General features: G+C 58.0%; 21 protein-coding genes. 5 read left to right on the forward strand and 16 right to left on the reverse strand.

Going from position 1 to position 23,889, the window contains the following annotated elements:
* Positions 1–582 precede the first annotated feature (582 nt).
* The 4 genes from ACR0FG_RS16715 to ACR0FG_RS16730 all read right to left on the reverse strand — a co-directional run bounded on the left by ACR0FG_RS16715 (position 583) and on the right by ACR0FG_RS16730 (position 3,703).
* A complete protein-coding gene (locus ACR0FG_RS16715) occupies positions 583–828 on the reverse strand; it encodes a helix-turn-helix transcriptional regulator (RefSeq protein WP_480894141.1) in 246 nt (81 codons plus the stop codon).
* Between the two features lie 637 nt (positions 829–1,465).
* Positions 1,466–2,392: a hypothetical protein gene (locus ACR0FG_RS16720; RefSeq protein ID WP_480894142.1), complete on the reverse strand. Its 927-nt coding sequence runs from the start codon at positions 2,390–2,392 to the stop codon at positions 1,466–1,468.
* Positions 2,393–2,570: 178 nt separating this feature from the next.
* Positions 2,571–3,107 carry an SRPBCC family protein gene (locus ACR0FG_RS16725; RefSeq protein ID WP_480894143.1) on the reverse strand — a complete coding sequence of 179 codons (537 nt, stop codon included), beginning with the start codon at positions 3,105–3,107 and terminating at the stop codon, positions 2,571–2,573.
* A gap of 122 nt (positions 3,108–3,229) precedes the next feature.
* Complete coding sequence (locus ACR0FG_RS16730; RefSeq protein ID WP_480894144.1) at positions 3,230–3,703, reverse strand: phosphoribosyl-AMP cyclohydrolase; 474 nt, start codon at positions 3,701–3,703, stop codon at positions 3,230–3,232.
* Between the two features lie 211 nt (positions 3,704–3,914).
* On the opposite strand from ACR0FG_RS16730, the gene ACR0FG_RS16735 reads away from it, so the two are divergent.
* The 3 genes from ACR0FG_RS16735 to ACR0FG_RS16745 all read left to right on the forward strand — a co-directional run bounded on the left by ACR0FG_RS16735 (position 3,915) and on the right by ACR0FG_RS16745 (position 6,484).
* The gene (locus ACR0FG_RS16735; protein WP_480894145.1) at positions 3,915–4,304 is read left to right on the forward strand and encodes a hypothetical protein; all 390 of its coding nucleotides are present in this window, start codon (positions 3,915–3,917) and stop codon (positions 4,302–4,304) included.
* Positions 4,305–4,367: 63 nt separating this feature from the next.
* On the forward strand, positions 4,368–5,750 hold the full coding sequence (locus tag ACR0FG_RS16740) for a leucyl aminopeptidase family protein (protein ID WP_480894146.1): 1,383 nt from the start codon (positions 4,368–4,370) through the stop codon (positions 5,748–5,750).
* Positions 5,747–6,484 carry a C40 family peptidase gene (locus ACR0FG_RS16745; RefSeq protein ID WP_480894147.1) on the forward strand — a complete coding sequence of 246 codons (738 nt, stop codon included), beginning with the start codon at positions 5,747–5,749 and terminating at the stop codon, positions 6,482–6,484. The genes ACR0FG_RS16740 and ACR0FG_RS16745 overlap by 4 nt, the downstream gene beginning before the upstream one ends.
* Here ACR0FG_RS16745 and ACR0FG_RS16750 read toward each other — a convergent pair.
* The 9 genes from ACR0FG_RS16750 to ACR0FG_RS16790 all read right to left on the reverse strand — a co-directional run bounded on the left by ACR0FG_RS16750 (position 6,481) and on the right by ACR0FG_RS16790 (position 17,102).
* Entirely contained in the window at positions 6,481–6,831 is a 351-nt protein-coding gene (locus tag ACR0FG_RS16750) for a DUF2794 domain-containing protein (protein WP_170711241.1), read from the reverse strand. The genes ACR0FG_RS16745 and ACR0FG_RS16750 overlap by 4 nt on opposite strands.
* 72 nt (positions 6,832–6,903) lie before the next feature.
* Positions 6,904–8,568 (reverse strand): ABC transporter permease, encoded by a 1,665-nt coding sequence (locus ACR0FG_RS16755; protein WP_480894148.1) that lies wholly within the window; start codon positions 8,566–8,568, stop codon positions 6,904–6,906.
* Positions 8,569–8,677: 109 nt separating this feature from the next.
* Positions 8,678–9,898 (reverse strand): phenylacetate--CoA ligase family protein, encoded by a 1,221-nt coding sequence (locus tag ACR0FG_RS16760; RefSeq protein WP_480894149.1) that lies wholly within the window; start codon positions 9,896–9,898, stop codon positions 8,678–8,680.
* A gap of 19 nt (positions 9,899–9,917) precedes the next feature.
* Positions 9,918–10,739, reverse strand: coding sequence for an ABC transporter ATP-binding protein (locus ACR0FG_RS16765; RefSeq protein WP_170711238.1), 822 nt, complete (start codon positions 10,737–10,739; stop codon positions 9,918–9,920).
* Positions 10,740–10,805: 66 nt separating this feature from the next.
* Positions 10,806–12,098, reverse strand: coding sequence for an ABC transporter substrate-binding protein (locus tag ACR0FG_RS16770; RefSeq protein ID WP_480894151.1), 1,293 nt, complete (start codon positions 12,096–12,098; stop codon positions 10,806–10,808).
* 44 nt (positions 12,099–12,142) lie between these two features.
* Positions 12,143–13,219 (reverse strand): branched-chain amino acid ABC transporter permease, encoded by a 1,077-nt coding sequence (locus tag ACR0FG_RS16775; RefSeq protein WP_480894152.1) that lies wholly within the window; start codon positions 13,217–13,219, stop codon positions 12,143–12,145.
* A gap of 82 nt (positions 13,220–13,301) precedes the next feature.
* Positions 13,302–14,255, reverse strand: a complete 954-nt coding sequence (locus ACR0FG_RS16780; RefSeq protein WP_480894153.1) for a branched-chain amino acid ABC transporter permease — start codon at positions 14,253–14,255, stop codon at positions 13,302–13,304.
* A gap of 12 nt (positions 14,256–14,267) precedes the next feature.
* Complete coding sequence (locus tag ACR0FG_RS16785) at positions 14,268–15,083, reverse strand: ABC transporter ATP-binding protein (RefSeq protein WP_480894154.1); 816 nt, start codon at positions 15,081–15,083, stop codon at positions 14,268–14,270.
* A gap of 75 nt (positions 15,084–15,158) precedes the next feature.
* Positions 15,159–17,102 carry an AMP-binding protein gene (locus ACR0FG_RS16790; protein ID WP_480894236.1) on the reverse strand — a complete coding sequence of 648 codons (1,944 nt, stop codon included), beginning with the start codon at positions 17,100–17,102 and terminating at the stop codon, positions 15,159–15,161.
* Between the two features lie 684 nt (positions 17,103–17,786).
* On the opposite strand from ACR0FG_RS16790, the gene ACR0FG_RS16795 reads away from it, so the two are divergent.
* Positions 17,787–17,987, forward strand: a complete 201-nt coding sequence (locus ACR0FG_RS16795; protein ID WP_480894155.1) for a hypothetical protein — start codon at positions 17,787–17,789, stop codon at positions 17,985–17,987.
* Between the two features lie 279 nt (positions 17,988–18,266).
* Here the strand turns inward: ACR0FG_RS16795 and mutT are convergent, their stop codons facing one another.
* From mutT to ACR0FG_RS16810, 3 genes are read right to left on the reverse strand one after another with little or no spacing between them, the layout of a single operon-like run.
* Positions 18,267–18,665 (reverse strand): 8-oxo-dGTP diphosphatase MutT, encoded by a 399-nt coding sequence (mutT, locus tag ACR0FG_RS16800; protein WP_480894156.1) that lies wholly within the window; start codon positions 18,663–18,665, stop codon positions 18,267–18,269.
* Positions 18,666–18,720: 55 nt separating this feature from the next.
* Positions 18,721–19,947, reverse strand: coding sequence for a bifunctional glutamate N-acetyltransferase/amino-acid acetyltransferase ArgJ (gene argJ, locus ACR0FG_RS16805; RefSeq protein ID WP_480894157.1), 1,227 nt, complete (start codon positions 19,945–19,947; stop codon positions 18,721–18,723).
* A 5-nt stretch (positions 19,948–19,952) separates the two neighbouring features.
* A complete protein-coding gene (locus tag ACR0FG_RS16810; RefSeq protein ID WP_170711231.1) occupies positions 19,953–20,801 on the reverse strand; it encodes a peptidylprolyl isomerase in 849 nt (282 codons plus the stop codon).
* A gap of 176 nt (positions 20,802–20,977) precedes the next feature.
* Between ACR0FG_RS16810 and secA the strand changes: the two genes are divergently transcribed.
* Complete coding sequence (gene secA, locus ACR0FG_RS16815; protein ID WP_480894158.1) at positions 20,978–23,695, forward strand: preprotein translocase subunit SecA; 2,718 nt, start codon at positions 20,978–20,980, stop codon at positions 23,693–23,695.
* Positions 23,696–23,889: the final 194 nt, after the last annotated feature.

Consider the following 23,889-nt stretch of genomic DNA (forward strand, 5'->3'; position numbering starts at 1 on the left):
CAAATCCGCCGCATAATCAATCCAACCAGATGCGCCAGATCCTCTCTTAGCTCAGGCCGACATCTGTCCCAAAATCCCTGACGACGGACAGAGATCGCGAAAAGATTTCCAGAGCAGCGCTTTATCATTTCAGGTCGGCTTTCGACCTTTCTAGGGGATGTACCAAGCAATGTTGAAGTTGGCCTCTGTCGTGATCTAATTGCCAACCCAAGGTTCTTGACGGAATTGACAGAGGGGTGTCGAAATCGGGGAAAGTGCCACTACCACTCTAGAGGTCTTGATCGGCTAACATGCCCAACGTGGAATGAGGGATCTGGAAGAAAAGTATGAGGCACACGTTTTCAAAGCATGTGCGTCTCTTGTAACCTAATAATTGTGCCAGAGTTTCGTTAGTTTTTCAGAGTCGGGTAATTCCTGATATCTGTAAGGTCGAACCCTCATAAATTTCGCGCCCGCAGCGAATGACAGCAATACGGGCCGCAATGCTGCGATGATGGTTCTTGGCCAATGGCAGCTCTGGGCCGACGGCGACCCGAACTAGGCACGTCCGAGCCGCCCTGCTCCAAATTGGAGCATCAGTGGTTACTCTCGATCACGGAGACGCTCTTCAAGCCAATCCAGCACTTCACTTTCAACCCATCCCACCCGGTTCGAGCCCAGCTTTACCCGCTTGGGGAATTTGCCTGCTTTCTCCAATCTGGCGATGTGTTGGGGCGAATACAAAACCAACTCTTTGAGCGCCTTCTTCGATAGTATCCTCATCACGATAACTCCTTTGATAAGGAGCATCGCGATGCCCCGGTTGCGGTTGCCCGGTTCCAGGTTCATCAAGAATATCTATAGATTGCCGATCTGACGAGGTTCTTGTATGTTTCTTTAGGATCCGAAATGGCCCGAATGTGGGTCATCGTTCTGCACTCGAACCTCCTAATAAATGTGTGCCTGGGGGTATCGTTTGGGGTATCGAGGAAAACCACATTGAGATTAATGGTTATTTACCAGACTCTTACATTGAAAAGTAGAGTCCTCTCCTGGCACCATGATTTCCCTACATGCATCATTGTTTCGAATGGGTCGCCAATCATGGCGTTTTCCGTTTTATTGTTTCGCACACAGCGCCACCTGTCGCAGTGATGCAGCAAGGCTACAGGTCAAGTCTCAATCTGGGTCGTATCCTCTCGAAACATGGTTCTAGATATCAAGCTGAGCGAATACGTGCCGTCCGCGCAGCGGGTTTCCGCACCGTAAACAAATACCCTGTTTGCCCCGTCCCCGAGTTGTTTTATCCCCGGCGCAGCAGTCTGGTGAGGGGCAAAAAATGAAACTCAGCGCATTGGAAATTTGTTGCATCGTATTGGCAAGCGCCGTGGCGGTGGCTGGTTTTGTCGGCGCGGCGAATGCGCTGATTTCGGTGATTTGAGGTTTTACAAGAACCCGCCCTAACACACGCAACACCATTGGCACACTAGCCGGTGATCGGTGAAATTCCCCCAGAGAAAGCTGCCAGAATGGGGGCCGCCAGCGCCAGTCCTGCGCGTAGGATACTACCTGCCCCCTCGGACAGGCCATGAGACGAACGCCATTCTTCAAGATCAAACGCGTCTTCGCCTTCGGCCCGGCTGGCCATATCGGCAAGGGTCCGGACCCGGCTTTCCAGGATTACGGCCACGGGCAGGAAATAGCTTAACATCAGCAGGCAGAAATACGTGCCTGTAAACAATGCCGAGGCCGAGACCAGCGCGCCATAGGCGGCCTTGTCCTCTTCGGCAACTAAAGGCATCGGCCAATGCATCCAGCTGGCGGCAAAGAACATGCCGAAAGTCAGGATCACGCTGGACATATACAGTTGATAGCGGGTTTGCCGCAGGTTTCCGGACAGCTCCTTGGATGTCTTTTCGATATCGCTCTCTTCACCTTTGGCCAGGCACAGGATCATTCCGACGATCAAGGATCCGATGGCAAGACCCGCCAGCGCGTTAATCAAATCAAGAATGCGCCGGAACAGGGAAAAGACCGGGTTGTCACCGCACTGCCCTAGCAGCCAACCGTCCTCCGGCGTTTCACATCCCGGTAAGGTGCCTCGGGACAGCGCGGTTTCAAAGACATCCTTGCCGACCTGATGATAGACGCGCGGTGGTTCGCCCGTGATGAACTGCTGAATCGTCGGCAACAGCGCCAGCAGAAAGATCACCAGAACCGTGGCGACCGAGGCAATTTTCGTCTCGCGCTCAAGCGGACGGGCCAGATTGCGGGCCAGAACGGCTGCGGGCAACAGGGCCAGAGCGATAAAGAACCACGCCGCCGCCAGGAACCGAAACCGTCCCACCGATTCCAGCCAGTTCGGCCCATCGCGCAGAATGGCCACCGGAACCTCCATATTTGCCGTGATCATGTGGCGCTGAATGACCAAGTAGATCGCAAACACGCAAATCGGAAACAAGACGATTAGGAAATAGCGAAGCTTTACCCAACGTTTATGCAGAGCAGACCTCATATGTTGCCGACAGAAATCAGCTTTATCCTAGCACAAAACCGCAGTGATATCGCCGCATGCCATCGGTTGCCGCAAATCATCCCTGACCTTCGACCAGCGTTTTCAGATTTTCCAACCCACGCTCATAGTCGCCGCCGACCCATCCATCCATCATTAGACCCATCCAGCGCGACATCGGGTTCAAACCAAGATCGGATTCGAACCCCCATGTAACCTGCGTCGCCGACCCTTCGGATTGCAGAACGAATGACGCCGAGGCGGTACCCATCGGGCCGAAATCAAGTGCGGTTTTCACCATCTGGTCATCGGTGCTTTCGACAATTTCCTGCGATCCGGTCCCGACCTGCGGGTGCTCGGAACTCCAGTTCAGGGTATTGCCGACGCCTGCCTCGGGGCCGGAATAAGACAGCTTGGTCTCAGGATCGCGCGACAGCCAGGGCGACCATTTCTCGGTCTCTTGCATCGAATTCACATAGGGAAATATCGCTGCTGCCGGGGCATCGATGGTAATGCTGCGCGAAACTTCGGCCTTGCCGGGCAGCAGATAGGATACCCCGACCAGCACAAGAACCAGAACAATCAGGAAAAGAAAAATGCGTTTGACGAACCTCATAGGTCATTCTCCGAATCCGGTGACAATGAGGCCTTCATACCAAAAAACGGCGCGGAATCAGAGGGCTGATCCACACGCCGGCTGAAAACTGCAATTCAGACAGGCTGAAATCAGCCCTGTTGTTAAGGTTGATAAGGGATCGAGGAATGGTGCAGCACGATGCGCAGAACACCTTTGTCGTCTTTCTTGTAGCCAAAGCTTTTGTCGACCTGCGTGACCTGGCCGTCTTTGTCCGTCAGCATGACCGACCCCATCCACATGGCAACGTCGCCTTCGACAAAACTTGCTGCGGTAACGCTTTCCATCGACCGCCAGCCTTTGATCCCGAAACCGCCATCGCGCGGGAATTCGGTGTCGTGGCCGACGAAATAGGCAAGCGCACCGTGGCTGGTCGGGCGAAAGGTCTGATCCCCGGAAGCCATGGTAGGTTTGAATAGGACCGGGCCGAGGGTATAGCCATAAGCCGCGTCCAGCACGTTTTCGGCCACACCGCGCGCCGCATCGATGCCGCCGTCCTCGTAGGCTTTCGAAATTGCGACCAGACCTTCGCCCCAGGCAGTTCTGGCAGCGGCCAGTTCATCGGTTGTAATCGGCATGGTCCTGTCCTTTTCTGTCCACCGCGTTTCCCGGCGTTATTTGGCAGCAGTTGCGTCCCAAATCAATGGGTTCAGGCCACGAACAGCCGTAGCCTCGGCCCGCGCGGTCCAAATTCTAACTAAATTCGCGGCATTATCCCGGGCAAGTGCAAGGAAATGAAAAGGGTTCGACCGCATTTTCGAGATACGCCGTGGGGGCGGAAATATTAGGGTGAATGTGGTGGATAAGATAATCACGCTGGAACAAAAGGAATCCGTGCGGTTGGACCCGGATCGGGTGAACGGGCTTTATCGGCAATTGGGCGACAAAAACGCCATGGACGTGCTGTGCCGAACGATTGAAGAACTGGCCGTGCGGCTGTCGAACTGCGAACGATACTGGCGTCAGCGCGACTGGGCAGGGCTGCGCAAATGCGCGCGGTCGCTGGTTGCGATTTCGGATCAGATCGGAATGACCGCCCTGGCCCGCGTGGCTGGCGATGTCGCTCTGACAATCGACGCTGGGGATGCCGTTGCAACAGGTGCTACGCTCGGCCGGTTGATCCGTGTGGGTGAGCGGTCATTGGCCGCAGTCTGGGATCAGCAGGATCTGACAGTCTGACAGGGGTTGCGGGCAGATCGTGGGCGGATAATCTTGGCGCAAATTGAACGGACTAGGAATGCCATGACCCTATCCTTTGCATCGCCGGATGACCAAACGATTGCGCTTGATGTCATTGCGCAACCCGATCTCGAGGGGTGGCTGGCGGATCAGCCTGATCACCTTGCCGCTTGGGTTGCGGCAAACGGGTTCACCGGGGCACTGGGGCAGGCGCTGCTGCTACCGGGGTCCGATGGAACCCCGGACCGCGCGATTGCCGGATACGGGACCGCCGCCAAGCGCGCGCGCAAGCGGTTCCCACTGGCAGCCGCTGCCGAGGCTTTACCCAAAGGCACCTATCGCATTGCATCGGGTCTGCCGGATGCCGCGCGCGATATGGAGTGTTTTGGCTGGCTGATGACAGGCTATGGCTTTGACCGTTACGCGCAGCAATCGCCTGCCAACGCCGCTCTTGTCGCGCCAGAAGGTGTGGATGTCGCCCGCATCGAAGCCATGGCCAATGCCGAAGCTCTGACCCGCGATCTGGTCAACACGCCCGCATCCGACATGGGTCCTGCGCAATTGCAGGCAGCCACTGAAAGTCTTGCGCAGGCATTCGGTGCAACCTGCGATGTAATTCTTGGAGATGCGTTGCTTGATCGCAACTTTCCAATGATCCACGCAGTGGGTCGCGCCGCAGAACAGGCCCCGCGACTGATCGAGATGAAATGGGGCACAAGCGGGCCAAGACTGACCTTGGTTGGCAAAGGGGTCTGTTTCGACACGGGCGGGCTTGACCTGAAACCAGCTGCCGCCATGGGCCTGATGAAAAAGGACATGGGCGGGGCGGCCAATGTGCTGGGACTTGCGCATATGATCATGGCGCTGAAGCTGCCTTTACAGCTGCGGGTGCTGATCCCGGCGGTCGAAAACGCGGTCGCAGGAAATGCATTCCGGCCCGGAGACATCCTGACCGCGCGCAACGGGCTAACGGTTGAAATCAACAATACAGACGCCGAGGGGCGGCTGGTTCTGGCCGATGCGCTGGCTCTGGCCGACGAGGACGCGCCTGATCTGTTGATTTCGATGGCGACCCTGACCGGGGCTGCGCGGGTTGCGCTGGGCCCTGACCTTGCTCCGTTCTACGCCACCGACGATAGGGCTGCGGACTCGGTGCACCGTGCAGGACACAGGGCCGCCGATCCGGTCTGGCGTCTGCCGTATCACACGCCTTACGAGGCCATGATCGAACCCGGAATCGCTGATCTGGATAACGCACCCGCAGGCGGGTTTGCGGGGTCGATCACCGCCGCCCTGTTCCTGCGCCGCTTTATCGGGAACAGCCGCTATCTGCATTTCGACATCTATTCGTGGCAGCGCAGTAAAGAACCCGGGCGTAGCAAGGGTGGTCTGGGTCAAGGACCACGTGCATTGCTGACAGCCTTGCCCGAGATGCTTGGCCTATGACCCAAAAGCGCGTCGTTCGCCCTGTTGTTAACCTGTTGCGGAGCCCCGACGGCCCCCGTGAACGGCAGTTGCTGTATGGCGATACCGTAACCGTCGCAGAAGAGAATGACGGGTGGAGCCATATTGCCTCAGACAAGGACCGGTACCAGGGCTGGGTCGCGTCGGACCAGCTTGGCGATTTGTCGCCGCAGACCCACTGGGTTCTGGCCCCGGCAACCCATGCCTATGAACAGCCGGATATGAAAAGCCCCGACCTTGCATCTCTGAGTCTGGGCAGCAAGATACGGGCGCTGTCGGAACAGGATGGATTTCTGGAAACTGAGCTGGGGTTTATCCCCCGCGTCCACACCGTTCCGGCCTATACCCGCCTGAACGACCCGGTCGCCGTGGCCGAGCAGTTTCTGGGCACGCCCTACCTATGGGGCGGCAACAGCCGGTTCGGGCTGGATTGTTCAGGTCTTGTGCAGGCTGGTTTGCTGGCCTGTGGCGCCGCCTGCCCTGGTGACAGCGGCGATCAAGAGCTTGCGTTGGGCGAGGCCTTGCCAAGCGGAACACCTGCAGAACGTGGCGATTTGCTATTCTGGAAAGGCCATGTCGCCTGGGTCGCGGGCGACAACCTGTTGCTGCACGCCAACGCCTATCACATGGCCGTTGCGTTTGAGCCGTTGGATCAGGCCATCGCGCGGATTGCGAAACACGGGGACGGGTCGGTTACAGCCCACAAAAGGCTCTAATCCGGGTCAACAGCCCGGATCAGCTTGCGCTCAAGAACCCGCAATACCGCCCGCAGGTCATGGCCGCGTTTCAGAATGCGGCCATCCATGCCGACGACCGAATACATCCCTTGCCGCAATCGCAGGCGCGGGTGTTTTTCCACGCGATAGATCGGATGTTCTGCTGTACGTCGGAAGATGGAAAAAACCGCCATGTCCCGCAGGTTCGAAATACCATAGTCGCGCCATTCCCCGGCGGCGACCATCCGGCCATATACGGATAGGATATGAGACATCTCGCGCCGGTCAAAGGCCACCGGCATCTGCGCCGACTGAGATGGAAAGCGGCTGGGAGGCTGCATGTTCATACGCCCAGCCTTGCCGGAAATCGCTTTTGAATCAAGCCCGGTGAAATCCGGTGTGGTATTTTTGAATCTGTGTTACCGGCGCCCGACCTGCCGACAGATCAGGATCACCGGCAGCAATCCCACCGCCAGAATGACCAGCGACGGCACCGCCGCGCCTTCAAGCCGTTCGTCCGAGGCCAGCCTGTATGCCTGTACCGCCAGAGTGTCGAAATTGAACGGGCGCATGATCAGCGTCGCGGGCAATTCCTTCATCACATCGACAAAGACGATCAACAGCGCAGTCAGCAGCGACGGTGTCAGGATCGGCAGATGCACCCGGCGCAACGTGCCCAGCGGCGTCTGGCCCAAAGACCGCGCAGCGGCGTCCATATTGCTATGTACCGTGCTCTGCCCACCCTCATAAGCGCTGAGCGCGGCGGCCAGAAAGCGCACCATGTAGGCGGCGACCAACAGCCAGATTGACCCTGTGACCAGCAGACCGGTCGATATATCGAAGGTCTTGCGCATCCACGCATCCAGCGCGTTGTCAAATCCGGCAAAGGGCACGATCAGACCCACGGCAATCACCCCGCCCGGAACCGCGTATCCCAACCGCGCCAGATAGGCTGCCATGTTCGAACCACGCCCGGGCCTGAGACGCTGAAAGAACCCGACGCTGATCGCGGCGCAGACCGTGACGACGGCAGCGGTTCCCGCAAGGATCAGAGAGTTCTGCACAAACCCGACATAACGGCGGGACAGCAGGTTTTGTTCCGACTCCAGCCCCATCTGCACAAGGATCACGACTGGCAACAGGAACCCGAACAGAACTGGCACAATGCAAAGCGTAAAAGCCGCAGCAGCCCGCCAGCCTGTCAGCCGCGCGCTGCCCATCCCCTCATGCCGTTTACCGGATTGATAGTATTTTGCCCTGCCGCGCTGCGTCCGTTCGGCCACGGCCATGATCAGGGCGAAACCAAGCAAACACAGCGCCAGTTGCGCCGCTGCGGCGCGGTCGGCCATGGAAAACCAACTGGTGTAGATACCCGTGGCAAATGTTTGCACCCCGAAATAGGCAACTGTGCCGAAATCCGCGATGGTTTCCATCACCGCAAGCAAGACGCCACCGGCAATCGCGGGGCGCGCCATCGGCAGTGACACCCGCCAGAAGGCCGCCCACGGGCCATCCCCCAAAGCACGCGCGGCCAGAAAAGCAGTGGCGCTTTGTTGCAGGAACGCAGCCCGTGCCAGCAGATAGACATACGGGTACAGCACCAAAATCAGCATCACCGCCGCCCCGCCAGTCGAACGGATTTGCGGGAACCAATAGTCTCGCGGTCCCCATCCCATCACCTCGCGCAGGGTGGCCTGCACGATGCCGGGGTGATCAAGGATGAAGGTATAGGCATAGGCCAGCACATAGGCCGGGAAGGCCAGCGGCAGGACCAGAGCGATCTCCAACAGTCGCACGCCGGGGAAGCGAGTCATCGTCACCAGCCAAGCGGCTCCGACGCCGATGGAAAACGTGCCGATGGACACCAGCACGACCAACACCAGCGTCGTCTGCGTGTATTTCGGCAGAACCGTCGATATCAGGTGGGTGATCGTGTCAGTTCCACCGGTGATTGCCGCCAGAACCACCGCAACCATCGGCAAAAGACAGGCAGCGGCCACCGCATAGGATATCCCGCCCACCAGACGAGTGCCCAATGCGCCGCGATTGCGGGTTCCGTGTTCTGCGTATTCGACTTCGGCCATGTACCGGGTTCTTACCTGACGATCCCAAGCGATTTGCCTTTATTCGACCAAAACGCTCGGAAACACCAGTGGGCCGGTCAACAAATCTGGGTCATGTGCTGCACGGGCCTTAGTCGTAAACGCGCTGATCCTCGATGACCAATCCGTCCTTGGGCAGGGAACCGGGGGTCACAACCTCGATCACGCCTTTCAGTTTCAGCACTTCGATCACTGATTTCGCATAGGCCATGTCATCACCACCGGCGCTTTCGATCTGCACGGTCATCGTATCCATCTCGCCCTGACGGGCTGCGATGACCCGCGCTTTGACGATCTCGGCATGTTTGTCGACCAGCGCAGCGACCTGTTCAGGGCGCACGAACATGCCCTTGATCTTGGTGGTCTGATCCGCGCGTCCCATCCATCCCTTGATCCGCAGGTTGGTACGGCCGCAGGGGGACTGCCCGGGCATTATCGCCGAGAGATCGCCGGTGGCAAAACGGATCAGTGGATAATCGGGGTTCAGCGACGTCACCACGACCTCGCCCACCTCACCGGGGGCCACGGGTGTTCCGGTGCCGGGGGTCACAATCTCGACGATGACATGTTCATCGATGATCATCCCCTCCATCGCCGGGCTTTCATAAGCGATATTGCCCAGATCGGCGGTGGCGTAACATTGCAGGCAGGCGATGCCGCGATCCGCATAGTCCTGTCGCAAGCTGGGAAACAGCGCTCCACCGCCAACAACCGCCTTGGAAAAGCCAAGCGTGACGCCCATTTCTTCGGCCTTGTCCAGAATCACCTTCAGATAATCCGGTGTCCCTGCGTAAGCCGTACAGCCAACGTCCCGCGCAGCGGTGACCTGCAATTCGGTCTGCCCGGTTCCCGCAGGCAGCACGGCGGCCCCAACCGCGCGTGCGCCGTTTTCAAAGATCATGCCCGCCGGGGTCAGGTGATAGCCAAAGCAGTTCTGCACAATGTCGCCCGGCCCAACGCCTGCAGCGTGCAGGAAGCGGCCCATGCGCCACCAGTCGTGATCGGTGCTGCCGGGTTCGTAAATCGGGCCCGGAGATTGAAAGACATGGTGAAAATGCCGCGCCGGTTTGACAGTAAATCCGCCAAAGGGCGGGCGCGAGGCCTGCGCCTTGATCAGATCGGCCTTGCGCAGCACCGGCAGTTTCACCAGATCTTCGACCGATGTGATATTGCCGGTCTCGACCCCCGCCAGATGTGCGGCAAAGCCGGGCGCGGCCATGGCCCGTTCAAGTTGAACCTGCAGCGCACTGGAGTGATTGGCGGCGCGTTCATCGGCCGAGCGGGTTTCGAGCGTATCATAGAATTTGGTCATCGAAAGATCCTCCATCCGCTTACAGCCACCGTTTGCGGCGACGGTACGAGCGCACGTCGCGAAAGCTTTTGCGGCCTTCGTCGGACATGCCGAGGTAAAACTCTTTAACATCCGGGTTTTCGCGCAGCTCGGCGGCAGGGCCATCCATCACGACGCGACCGGATTCAAGAATATAACCGTAATGCGCGAACCTCAGCGCCACATTGGTATTTTGTTCCGCCAGCAGAAAGGACACGCCTTCTTTCTCATTCAGGTCTTTGACAATGCCAAAGATCTCTTCGACCAACTGCGGGGCCAGACCCATCGACGGTTCGTCCAGCAGGATGGTTTCAGGTCGCGACATCAGCGCCCGGCCCATCGCCAACATTTGCTGTTCCCCGCCCGAGGTATAACCCGCCTGGCTTTTGCGGCGTTCTTTGAGACGAGGAAAATAAGTGTAAACAAGCTCCAGATCCTGCTGGATCGCTGCCTTTCCGTCCTTGCGGGTATAGGCCCCGGTCAACAGGTTTTCCTCGACCGTGAGGTGTTCGAAACAATGGCGGCCTTCCATCACCTGAATGACGCCTTTCTGCACCAGCTCGGCTGGGTTCTTGTCGTGAATGCTCTGACCGCGATATTCGATCGTGCCCTTTGTGACCTCACCCCGTTCGGACTGCAGCAGGTTCGACACCGCCTTGAGCGTGGTGGTCTTTCCCGCCCCGTTGCCGCCTAGCAAAGCGGTGATCCCACCCTTGGGCACCGAAAGGCTGACGCCTTTCAGCACGAGGATCACGTGGTTGTAGATCACCTCGATATTGTTGACCTCAAGCAGGGTGTCCTGCGTCTTGCCGGCGTCCAGCATCCGTCCGCCTTTCTTTTTCTGAAACAAACCTCCCGGCGGACATCCCGCCGGGAGAGCTTTTAGGGTTTACGAGCAATCCTCGTTGATCGGCCAAGGCGCATTCTCTGCGGCGTAGGCCGCTGCCTTTTCCTTTTCGAGTGGCTCGATCGATGCGCGATCCGGGGTCAGGTGATCAGATGCCTGAACGAACTGGCTGCCGTCCCATTCCAGAATCCAGCCGCCTGAATGCCCGGTGTGATCGCTACAGGATGTGCTGAACGGCGCAACCATGCCGGTCATCCCCAGCTCTTCCAGACGCGCGTCGCTGATGTCGAGGTTCTCAAGACCCCAGCGCAGCTGTTCGGCATTGATTTCACCGGTGCCGAAATGATCCTGCGCGGCCTTGATACCCTCGGCCAGGATCATCGAGATAACCAGACCGCGATTGTAGAATACGCCCTGCATCTCTTCTTCGTTCGACTTGGTCTGACCTGTGTCAACGACATGTTTCTTGATGTCCGCTAGAACAGGCGCGTCCAGAACGGGGCGCGAGTAGCTGATCGACTTGTACCCCTTGCCCTGATCGCCAACCAGTTTCAGGTCAGCATCATGCCCGGACCACCAGACACCGATAAACTGATCCATCGGGTACTTGGTTTTGACCGCCTCGGTGATGGCGCCCGCATTCATCGCGCCCCAACCCCACATGATCACATAGTCCGGGCGTTCGCGGCGGATCTGCAACCATTGTGCCGACTGGTTCTGCATCTCTTTCAAACCCACCGGGATTGGCAGGAACTCGAACCCATGCTCGGCGGCTTGCGCCTCATAGAAGGGGATAGGTTCTTTGCCGTAGGGGTGATCAAGATGCAGGAAGGCGACCTTCTTGCCATTCAGATTGCTCAGATCGCCGTCCGAGACATAGTTCAGGATCATGGATGCCGCATCCCAGTACGATCCGGGCGCATTAAAGGCCCACTGGAACACTTTGCCATCAGCCATCGGCGAGAACCCGTAGCCCGGCGCAAGGATCGGGATCTTGTCCACATTGGTTTTTGGCAGCACCTGAAGGGTGATCCCCGTCGACCAGGGCTGCGTCACCACTGCCGAGCCTTTGGTCTTTTCATAGCATTCCACACCTTTTTCGGTGGAGTATCCGGTCTCGCATTCCTCAAAATTGATGGGCACGCCGCCGATGCCGCCATCGCGCTCGTTCAGCATGATGAAATAGTCGCGCTGCCCATTCATGAGCGGAATACCCGTAGCCGCAAAAGGCCCCGTTCGATAGCTGAGATTGGGCGCATAGATTTCAGCCGCCGCAGCCCCTGCGGTCAGCGCCGCGGCTAGCGACACCGCGGCAAGTTTGGCAAAATGTTTCATCAAGTTTCCTCCCATTGATTGTTCAGATGTCTTTTCGTCCTTGGTCAGTGCGGGAACGGCCATGTGAGCAGTTTTTCACGTATCAATCCCCATAACCGGGCCAGCCCGTGCGGTTCGATGATCAGGAAAAACACGATCAGCGATCCGACGATCATGATGTTGAGGTGTTCCACAGTGGCCGAGCTGATGTGAATTCCCAGCGCCGATGGCACGGTGTTCAGCACAACCGGCAGCCCGACGATCAGAATCGCCCCCAGATAATTGCCCAGAATAGACCCTAATCCGCCAATAATCGCGATGAACAGAATGCGAAAGCTAAGCGGGATGTCGAACAGGTTGGGTTCAGCCGCACCGCGCCACATGAAGACGAACAGGGCGCCGGCAACACCCACGATGTATGAGGAAACGGCAAAGGCCGTCAGCTTGGATTTCATCAGGTTGATGCCGATCAGTTCGGCGGCAAAGTCCATGTCACGGGTTGCTTTCCACGTTCGCCCCAGCTTGCCCCGTGTCAGGTTGATCGCCACGATGGTGATCAGCGTCACGATGCCAAGGACCACATAATATTGCACCACGGATGCGGCCTGCGGCCCGGCGACAAAGACGCCAAAGACATCCAGATTCGGCACCTGAATCGCGCCCGAGGCGTTGTAGTTGTAAAGCCAGCCCCATTTTTCAAACAGCCAGACCAGAAAGAACTGCGCCGCCAGCGTGGCAATTGCCAGATAGAACCCTTTGATGCGCAAGCTTGGGATGCCAAACATCACGCCGACACCGGCACTAAACACACCCGACAGCAGGATCGCAAAAATCGGGTTCATCCACGGCATCAGGGTGATCATCTTGTAACAGGCATAAGCGCCTACACCCATGAAAGCAGCCGTCCCAAGGCTCAGCTGCCCCGCATAGCCGGTCAGGATGTTCAGCCCCAGCGCAGCCAGCGAATAGATCAGGATCGGGATCAACAGGGTCTGCAGTGCGAATTCACTGGCCAACAGCGGAAACACGACCCAGGCGCAGAGCAACACAATGGCCAGCAGAACCGCGTCCTGCCGGATCGGAAACAGGGATTGATCCGAGCTGTAAGAGGTCTTGAATTGCCCTGCGATCTTGTAAAACATCAGTTGGTTTCCTTTGGGTCTGCGGTCAGCATCCGCAAGTATGGTCAGGATGGAACGGGTTGGCAGCGCGCACCGCGCCGCCCTAGACCCTTTCGATGATTTTTTCTCCGAACAGGCCCTGCGGGCGGAACAACAGCACAATCAGAGCAAAGACAAAGGCGAACCACGTTTCGGTATTGCCGCCCAACAGGGGCTGACCCCAGTAGATCTCGAACAGCTTTTCCAGCACGCCGATCATCAGGCCACCGATGATCGCGCCGGTAATGCTCTCCAGCCCGCCCAGCATCAGCACCGGCAGCGCCTTGTAGGCAATCACCTCAAGCGCAAACGACACCCCCGCCCGCGCACCCCAGGCGATGCCCGTGACCAAAGCGATGATGCCTGCGATGAACCAGACCAGAACCCAGATCGTCTGTGGTGAGATACCAACCGAGAGCGCGGCCTGTGAATCGTCCCCCAGCGCCCGGATGGCCCGGCCCATGCGCGTGCCGTTCAGGAATGCCAACAGGCCCACCACCAGCAAACCCGCCACAACAACCGCTGTCACATCTTTCTGCTCAAGGATCAGCAGGCCACCAAAGGGTTCCAGCGTCCAGGATCCGGTTGGAATGCCCAACTCGCTTGTGATCATCACCTTGTTTTCGCCGCCAAAAATGATCTCACCCAGTCCGATCAGGAACAGGGTGATCCCGATGGTCGCCATGAACAGGATAATGTCCGGCTGCCCGACAAGCGGCCTCAGAACGATGCGTTCGATGGCCGCTGCCAGAATATACATCACTCCAAGCGTCAGCAGCAGGCAGATCCACGCAGGCACGCCCATCGCGTGAAGGCCAACAAGGGTCAAAGCGGCAAACACCACCATGATGCCCTGCGCAAAGTTGAAGATGCGGCTGGACCGAAAGATCAGAACAAATCCCAGCGCGATCAGCGCATATAAGATGCCCGAGACCAGCCCCTCCCACAGCACCTGCAGCAAAAAGTCCGGGGCCGCGATCATGTCTGCGAACGGAGCGATGAAGATTTCGTTGAACATATCTTGCAGACCCTAATTCTGAACGCCCAGATAGGCGTCGATGACTTCCTGATTGTTGCGCACCTCATCCGGTGTGCCGTCGCCGATCTTGCGGCCGTAATCCATCACAACCACCCGGTCGCTCAGGTCCATGACCACGCCCATATCGTGTTCGATCAGGGCGATGGTGGTGCCAAACTCGTCATTCACGTCGAGGATAAAGCGGCTCATGTCCTCTTTCTCTTCGACATTCATCCCGGCCATCGGCTCATCCAGCAGCAACAGCTTGGGTTCCGCCGCCAGCGCACGAGCCAGTTCGACGCGTTTCTTCAGCCCGTAAGGCAGGCGCGATACGGGTGTCTTTCGGATGTGCTGTATTTCCAGAAAATCGATAATCTTTTCTACCGCCTCGCGGTTCTCGGTCTCTTCTGCTTCGGCCCGACCTTTCCAGAGCGCCTGCTGAAAGATGTTTGTTTTCATGAAGTTCAGCCGCCCGGTCATGACGTTGTCCAGCACGCTCATGCCTTCGAACAGGGCGATGTTCTGAAACGTGCGCGCCACCCCCTGCCGCGCCACCTCGAACGGGCGCATCGGCGGACGTTTGGCACCGTGAAACCAGACTTCACCCTCTTGCGGGACATAAAACCCCGAGATCACGTTCAGCATCGAGGATTTGCCCGCCCCGTTCGGGCCAATAATGGCCCGAATTTCCCCCTCGCGAATATCGAACGAGATATCCTTGATCGCCACTACACCGCCAAAACGCAGGGTGATGTTCTTCATCTCCATCACCACACCGCCGATCTGGCGACCATCTTCAGTGATGTATCCTTCGGAATTATCCAGCATCAGATTCTCCCTGACACGAAAAACGGGACGGCGGGCGGGGCGATGACCGCAGGTCGAGCGGCGCTCGAACGGACCTCATTCCGCTGCCACCTTGTGCTGCGCGACCGGTACAACCGGGGCGTCGACGATTTCCAGCGTTGCGCTGATCGAGCCCTTGCGGCCATCCTCATAGGTCACTTCAGTTGTGGTCGAAACACTCTCGGACCCATCATAAAGCGCCGCGATGATGTCGCTGAACTTGTCCTCGACAAAGCCGCGCCGCACCTTGCGGGTGCGGGTCATCTCGCCATCATCTGCGTCCAGTTCCTTGTGCAGAACCACAAAGCGATGCACCTGACAGCCCGACAGCATTTCATCGGCGGCAACTGACTTGTTGACCTCTTCCACATGGCCTCGAATCGTCTCTAACACACGGGGATTGCCCGCCAGTTCTTGATAGGACGCATAGGCCACATTGTTGCGTTCGGCCCAGTTTCCAACGGCGGTCAGGTCGATATTGATGAAGGCCACGCAGCGATCCTTGCCGTTGCCGAACAGCACGACCTCAAGGATATCGGGATAGAATTTCAGTTTGTTCTCGACATATTTCGGCGCAAACATCGATCCGTCGGCCATTTTGCCCACGTCCTTGGCGCGGTCGATGATGCGCAGATGGCCGCTGCTTTCTTCGATGAATCCGGCGTCCCCAGTGGCCACCCACCCCTCGGCATCCTTGGTCGAGGCGGTGGACTCCGGGTTGTTGTAATACTCCACAAACACCCCGGGCGAGCGATAGTGGATCTCTCCACTTTCATCGATCTTCAGCTCAACATCCGGTGCCGGAACGCCAACAGTATCGGCGCGCACCTCGCCATCGGGCTGGACGGTGATGAACACGGTCGCCTCGGTCTGGCCGTAAAGCTGTTTGAGGTTTATTCCCAAAGATCTATAGAAATCAAATATTTCCGGGCCAATTGCCTCACCTGCCGTATAGCCAACGCGGAACCGGCCATAGCCCAGACTATCCTTGAGCGGCCCATAAACCAGCAAGTTGCCAAGCGTGTATTTCATGCGGTCTGCAAAGCCCACGGGTTTGCCATCCAGCAGCAATCCACCGACCTTTTTGGCATGGGCCATGAAGTGGCGGAACATGCGTTGTTTCAGCTTGCCTGCGTCCTCCATCCGGATCATCACGTTGGTCAGCTGGGTCTCGAACACGCGGGGCGGGGCGAAGAAATAGGTCGGCCCGATCTCGCGCAGGTCGGTCATCATCGTATCGGCGCTTTCGGGGCAGTTCACGCAGAACCCGCACCAATACGCCTGACCGATGGAGAATATGAAATCACCCACCCAAGCCATTGGAAGATAGGACAAAATATCCTCGCGCTGGGAAAGATGATCGAACTCGGCCGAGTTCTTGGCGCTTTCTATGACATTGCGGTTCGACAGTACCACGCCCTTGGGCTTGCCGGTGGTACCACTGGTATAGAGCATCACGCAGGTATCGTCGTAACTGATCGCCGCGATGCGCTTGTCCAGTTCCGCATCGAACCGCGCGTGACCGGCGCTGCCTTCGGCCATGATGTCCTCAAGCGCGTTCATCTGGGAATGGTCATACTTCCGCATCCCACGCTTGTCGGTATAGAGTATGTGTTTTACTTGATTGAGGTTTTCCTGAATCTCGATGACCTTGTCGACTTGTTCCTGATCACCGCAGACAACGTATTTCGCACCGCAATGTTCCAGCACATAGGCCATCTCTTCGGCGACCGAGTCCTGATACAGAGGCACCGGAACCGCACCGACCATTTGCGCCGCAACCATTGACCAGTAGTGCGCCGGACGGTTGCGGCCTATGACGGCGATGTGGTCGCCTTTTTCAACGCCAAGCTCCAGAAATCCCAGCGCAATTGCGCGGATTTCATGCGCCGCCTCGGCCCAGGACCAGCATTGCCAGATGCCGAATTCCTTTTCCCGATAGGCCGGGGCATCCCCGAACTGCGCGACATTGCGGTGTAGCAGCGCCGGAAGAGAGGTCATCCCTTCGGCGCCCGACTGCGTCTGAGCCAATCTTCATCTCCTCCCCACCCGGCCCTTTTTGGGGGGCCGGAAATGGCGGGTCCGGGTAGTGCCCGAACGCCAACGCCCCATTGAGGGCACAGGCACGATCAGCGTCAAGTTTTGCCTGATGTTTTCTCAAATCTTACGAATTGTAACAGGGCTGGAGGGGGGATGTTTCGTTTTGTACAAAATGTACAAACTGCAAAATCGCTGGAGCCGCGTCTATTTTTCCAGCGACCACCGCCGCCTTTAACTGAATCTAAACAATATCCTTTGTATGGTTTTCTGAACCACGAAGCTCATGTTTGGGACCCTTACCGTAGCGGTCAGGCCTACTCATGATGAACTTCTGCCACCACGCATAAAGGACCGCGCCAAGCGCCAAAAACATGACAACGAGGAATAGAACTCCAACGATCTCCATGCGCCTTGACCTTTGCTTGTGAAACTCTGTGTCTAGCGTAAAGGACCAAACTGATTAAGAAAACAGAGGATTGCGGAGAACGATTTAGTAACCGATCGTGTTACTCAAATAAGGTTGCCTCAATCGAGCCGCCGCCAGGTCAACCACTTGCGTTTGGTTTGATCGGAAGTAAGCGTTGCATTGTTCGCATTGCACATCTCAACTAATGTTACTTTCCAAGTTTCGCTGTGGAGATTTTGATGACGATTGACCAGTTTATACTGTTTCTCTTGCCTGTGGTGTTCGTTTTGATTGCGGTTTGGAACTTTCTCAGGGGAAAAAATCGCAAAGAAGCTCAGCCTCCGAAATCCCATGGTCCACACACTCCGGGCGCAGGTTACGATGCTAAGGAAATTGCCCGCAGTAAAGGTAATGGCATGGCCGATGGTGGAATAGGATGAGCAGGGAGGACAAATGAGGCTGTTACTTCCTCGCTCTTGCCCTAACGAGAAAGACCAATGACACCAAAAAGACAGTGGCAACTATTGGGATCACGATAAAGCTGACCGGTAGGCAGATAAAGACCGGCCCATGTTCTTTCAGCATCTTGTCGCACTCGGCCAGTTCGAAAGACAAATAGCCAAACAGAGCGATAAGGACGACACCTGAAATGATTGTAATTCTCTTAAGCAACTGGAATTGATCCTGCCAAACTATCTCGGGTTTTCAGGCACTCTGCCCTACAACCAATCCCTTAAAATCGGGATCAGCGGTATATCCGCCGCGGGCATTGGATAGTTGCGCAGGTCATTCGCGCGGACCCATTTCAGGGCCTGACCTTCTTTTGACTGCGGGATGCCCTCCCATTTGCGGCAGGCGAACAGTGGCATGAGCAGGTGAAAGTCGTCATAGCTGTGGCTGGCGAAGGTCAGAGGCGCGAGGCACGAGGCCCAGGTGTTGATGCCCAGTTCCTCGTGCAATTCGCGGATCAGGGCGGCTTCGGGGGTTTCGCCGGGTTCGATTTTGCCGCCGGGGAATTCCCAGAGACCGGCCATGGATTTGCCTTCGGGGCGTTGGGCCAGCAGGACGCGGCCCTCAATGTCGATCAGGGCGACCGCAGATACCAGAACTGTTTTCATGGTCGCAATCCCGGACGCAAAACCGGGCTCCACTTTTGCTGGAATTGCTTTGGTTTCACGAGCGATAATCCGCGTTGATCTCGATATAGCCGTGGGTCAGATCGCAGGTCCAGACGGTGGATTTGCCCTCGCCCAAGCCGAGATCGACGGCGATTACCAGATCCTGACCTTTCATATAAGCAGCGGCGGCGTCTTCGCTGTAATCGGGACTAACCCAGCCTTTTTCGGCGACAAGGATGTCTCCGAACGAGATGCTCAGACGGTCGCGATCGGCGGCGGCGCCGGATTTGCCGATGGCCATGACGATGCGGCCCCAGTTGGGGTCTTCGCCCGCGATGGCGGTTTTGACCAGAGGCGAGTTGGCGATGGCGAGTCCGTGGGTTTTGGCGTCGGCGTCCGTGATGGCCCCGGTTACACGAATTTCCACGAATTTCGTGGCCCCTTCACCGTCGCGCACCACCTGCTGCGCAAGGTCCAGCATCACCGATTTCAGCGCCTCGGCGAAGGCGGCTTTGCCGGTGGCATCGACACCCGACGCTCCGGTGGCACAGAGCAGAAGGCTGTCCGAGGTGGAGGTATCGCTGTCCACGGTGATGCAGTTGAAGGTGCGGTCGGTCTGGGCGCTCAGCATCGACTGCAGCGCCGATTGTTCGACTTGCGCATCGGTGAAGATGTAAACCAGCATCGTCGCCATATCTGGCGCGATCATGCCCGAGCCCTTGGCAATCCCTGCAATAGAGACTGTTTTGCCGTCAATCTGTACCTGTGCCGAGGCCCCTTTAGGGAAGGTATCCGTGGTCATGATGGCGCGCGCGGCGTCTTCGATGGCGTGCCGGCTGAGGCCTGATTTCAGCGCCTCAAGCTGGGTCACGATACGGTCGTGCGGCAGTGGTTCGCCGATCACGCCGGTCGATGAGGTAAAGACACGCTCGACCGGCACGCCGGTGGCTGTGGCGACGGCCTGCGTAACCTCGGCCACCGAAGTTTGGCCATAGTGGCCCGTAAAGGCGTTGGCATTGCCTGAATTCACAAGGATTGCCGCAGGCCCGTCGCTGGGTCCGCCGATTTTGTCCTGGCAATCCAGGACAGGTGCTGCGCGGGTGGCCGAGCGGGTGAACACCCCGGCGACCGAGGTGCCGGGGTCAAGGACGGCCAGCATCACGTCGGTGCGGCCCTGATAGCGCACGCCAGCCTCGACGGTAGCGAAACGCACGCCGTCGATGGCGGGCAGTTCGGGAAAGCCCGCGGGGGCCAGCGGCGAAACCTTTGTGATGGTGGCCACGAGGTTTACTCCTGAATCAAATCGATCTGACGAATGACTTCGACCCCGGCCCCTTCGAGCGCGGGGCGTTCGATCTGGGCTTGCTGGGTCAGCTCGTCGATCCGCGCCTGCACGGCCTCTTGCTGGATCGTCCGCTCTAACTCCGCCCGCACGGTTTCAAGCGCGGGGGCCTCGGATTTGCGTTTGTCGTTCAGGATCACCAGATGCCAGCCGAACTGGGTTTCAACCGGGTCCGAGACCTGACCCTTTTCCAGCGCCAGCACGGCGTTTTCAAACGGGGGCACCATCTGGCCCTTGCCGAACCAGCCCAGCGCGCCGCCATTGGGGCCCGAGGGGCCGGTGGAGTTTTCGCGGGCCAGTTCCGCGAAATCGGCCCCGTCATCCAGTTGCACCTTGAGGGCCTTGGCCTCGTCCTCGGTTTCCACAAGGATATGACTGGCATCAAATTCATCCTGCCCTTCGAAATTTGCGAATTGTGCATCATAGGCGGCCTGGATGGCATCATCCGTGATCAGCGGATCGGTCAGCTGGGTCATGGCCTGCACGGCGCGCAAGGAGCGGGTTTCGTTTTCAAGCGCCAGCGCATTTGCGCGGGTCAGACCGTCTTGCTGCTGGCTGAACAATTCCTGCTGCACCAGCTGTTCCAGAATGATGTCAAACAGAACCTGATCTTCAAGCTGCTGGTATTGCGGCGGCAGGTTGGCGGCGGTGGCAATAACGTGACCCAATGTGATCTCATCCCCGTTCACGCGTGCCACCACGGTGTCGGCATCGGGCGCGGTCTGGGCGGCCAGCGGCAGGGCCATCACGGCGGTCAGGGCCAGCGATGGCAGAAAAGTGAGGCCTTTGGGCATGGAATCATCCTATTTCTTTGCCGCGACAGGGCGCGGCGTTGACACTCTGGGACCTGCCGCTTACATCGCGTTGAAGCCTTGGACAGGGCCGCCTTTCACCCCCCGTATCTATGGGTTGCGCGCAAGGTGGGCAAGCCTGTCGCAACCAAGACAAGAACAGATCCGCTGGAGTGAACATGCTGGGACTCGGAACGCTCGCCAAAAAGGTGTTCGGAACACCGAACGACCGCAAGATCAAGGCGACCCGCCCCCTGATCGAACAGATCAATGCGCTGGAGCCCGAGTTTGAGAAATTGTCCGATGACGGGCTGATCGAAAAGACTGCTGAGCTGCGCAAACGCGCGCTGGACGGTGAAGCGCTGGACGATCTGCTGCCCGAAGCCTTTGCCAATGTGCGTGAAGGCGCGAAACGCGCGCTGGGTCTGCGGGCGTTCGATGTGCAGCTGATGGGCGGTGCCTTCCTGCATCAGGGCAATATTTCCGAGATGAAAACGGGCGAAGGCAAGACTCTGGTCGCGACCTTCCCGGCCTATCTGAACGCGCTGACCGGCAAGGGTGTGCATGTGGTCACGGTGAACGAATACCTGGCCAAGCGCGATGCGGAATGGATGGGCAAGGTGTTTGGCGCGGTGGGCATGACCACCGGCGTGATCTGGTCGGGCCAGCCGGATGAAGAGAAAAAGGCCGCCTATTCCTGTGATGTCACCTATGCCACCAATAATGAGCTTGGGTTCGACTATCTGCGCGACAATATGAAGGCAGATCTTGAGACGGTTTATCAGAAATTCCACAATTTCGCGATTGTCGATGAGGTGGATTCGATCCTGATCGACGAGGCGCGGACGCCGCTGATCATCTCAGGGCCGTCGCAGGACCGGTCGGACCTGTATACCGCCATCGATGCGCTGATCCCGTTGCTGAGCGAAGAACATTATGCGCTGGATGAAAAGACACGCAGCGTATCCTTTACCGATGAGGGGAACGAGTTTCTTGAGGGTCAGTTGCTGGCCAACGGACTGATCCCCGAGGGGCATTCGCTGTATGATCCCGAAAGCACCACCGTGGTGCATCACGTCAATCAGGGTCTGCGCGCGCATAAGCTGTTCACGCGCGACAAGGATTACATCGTGCGCGACGGCAATGTCGTGCTGATCGACGAATTCACGGGCCGCATGATGCCCGGTCGCCGTCTGTCCGAAGGTCTGCATCAGGCCATCGAGGCCAAGGAAGGTGTGCAGATTCAGCCTGAAAACGTCACGCTGGCCAGCGTGACCTTCCAGAACTATTTCCGCCTGTATGACAAGCTGGGTGGCATGACCGGCACCGCGCTGACCGAGGCCGAGGAATTTGCTGAAATCTATGGGCTGGGTGTGGTCGAGGTTCCGACCAACAAACCCATCGCGCGCGAGGACCGTGACGATCAGGTCTATCGCACGGCCATCGAAAAATACAACGCGATGATCGGGCAGACCAAGGAAGCGCAGAAAAAGGGTCAGCCGGTCCTGCTGGGCACCACTTCGATCGAGAAATCGGAACTGCTGAGCCAGATGCTGACCAAGGAAGGCATCGAGCATAATGTTCTGAACGCCCGCCAGCATGAGCAAGAGGCGCAGATCGTGGCCGATGCAGGCCGTCTGGGTGCGGTGACGATTGCCACCAACATGGCCGGGCGCGGCACCGACATTCAGCTGGGCGGCAATGTCGAGATGAAGGTTCTGCAGGCGCTGGCCGAAAACCCCGAAGCCGATCCCACCGCGCTGCGCGAGGCTGAAGAGGCCAAGCACGCCGAAGAAAAGCAGAAGGTTCTGGATGCGGGGGGCTTGTATGTCATGGCCTCGGAACGGCACGAAAGCCGCCGCATCGACAACCAGTTGCGGGGCAGGTCTGGCCGTCAGGGCGATCCGGGCCGCACGGTGTTTTATCTGAGCCTCGAAGATGACCTGATGCGCATCTTTGGCTCGGAACGGCTGGACAAGGTGCTGACCACGCTGGGGATGCAGGAAGGCGAAGCGATCATTCACCCTTGGGTGAACAAGTCGTTGGAGCGTGCACAATCCAAGGTCGAAGGGCGCAACTTTGACATGCGCAAGAACGTCCTGAAATTCGATGACGTGATGAACGACCAGCGAAAAGTGGTGTTCAGTCAGCGGCGCGAGATCATGTCGGCCGATGACCTGTCCGAGATCGTTTCGGACATGCGCGAACAGGTGATCGACGATCTGATCGACGAATACATGCCGCCCAAAACCTATGCCGATCAGTGGGATACCGACGGCCTGCACGAGGCGATCAAGGACAAGCTGACCATTGACGCGCCGGTTCAGGACTGGGCCGCGGAAGAAGGCGTAGACGACGAGCAGGTGCGCGAACGTCTGGTCAAGGCCGCCGATGAAATGATGGCGCAAAAGGCCGTGGCCTTTGGCCCCGAGAACATGCGCAACATAGAAAAGCAGGTGTTGCTGCAGACCATCGACAGCAAGTGGCGCGAGCATCTGCTGACGCTGGAGCATCTGCGCTCGGTCGTGGGCTTCCGGGGTTATGCGCAGCGCGATCCGCTGAACGAATACAAGAACGAAAGCTTCCAGTTGTTCGAAACGATGCTGGACAGCTTGCGTGAAACGGTGACGCAGCAATTGTCGCGCGTGCGTCCGCTGAGCGAAGAAGAGCAAAAGGAAATGCTGGCGCAGATGGCGGCGCAGCAAGCGCAGGCGCAACAGGCGGTGGATCAGGCAACCGACCGCGCCGAGGCGGTGGCCGAGGCCGAAGCCTCGGGCGATGCGCTGCCCGGTTTCGACGAGAATGACCCGGCCACATGGGGCAATCCGTCACGCAACGACAAATGCCCATGCGGGTCAGGCAAGAAGTTCAAACATTGCCATGGCCGCCTGACCTAGATCGTTTTGCGTTTGATTTGAATCGAAATACGCTGCCTCGACCTTTGGTCGAACGCGTATTTCGATCGGTTTGCCTCAGACAAAACGCAAAACGCTTTGAACAGGCCCCAATCCGGTCACAATGACTCCGCCCGGCGGCCACATATAAGCCGCGATTGTTAACGAAAGTACGACTCGCTCCTTTGAAATTGGGG

The sequence above is a fragment of the Ruegeria sp. E1 genome (genome assembly GCF_056534225.1).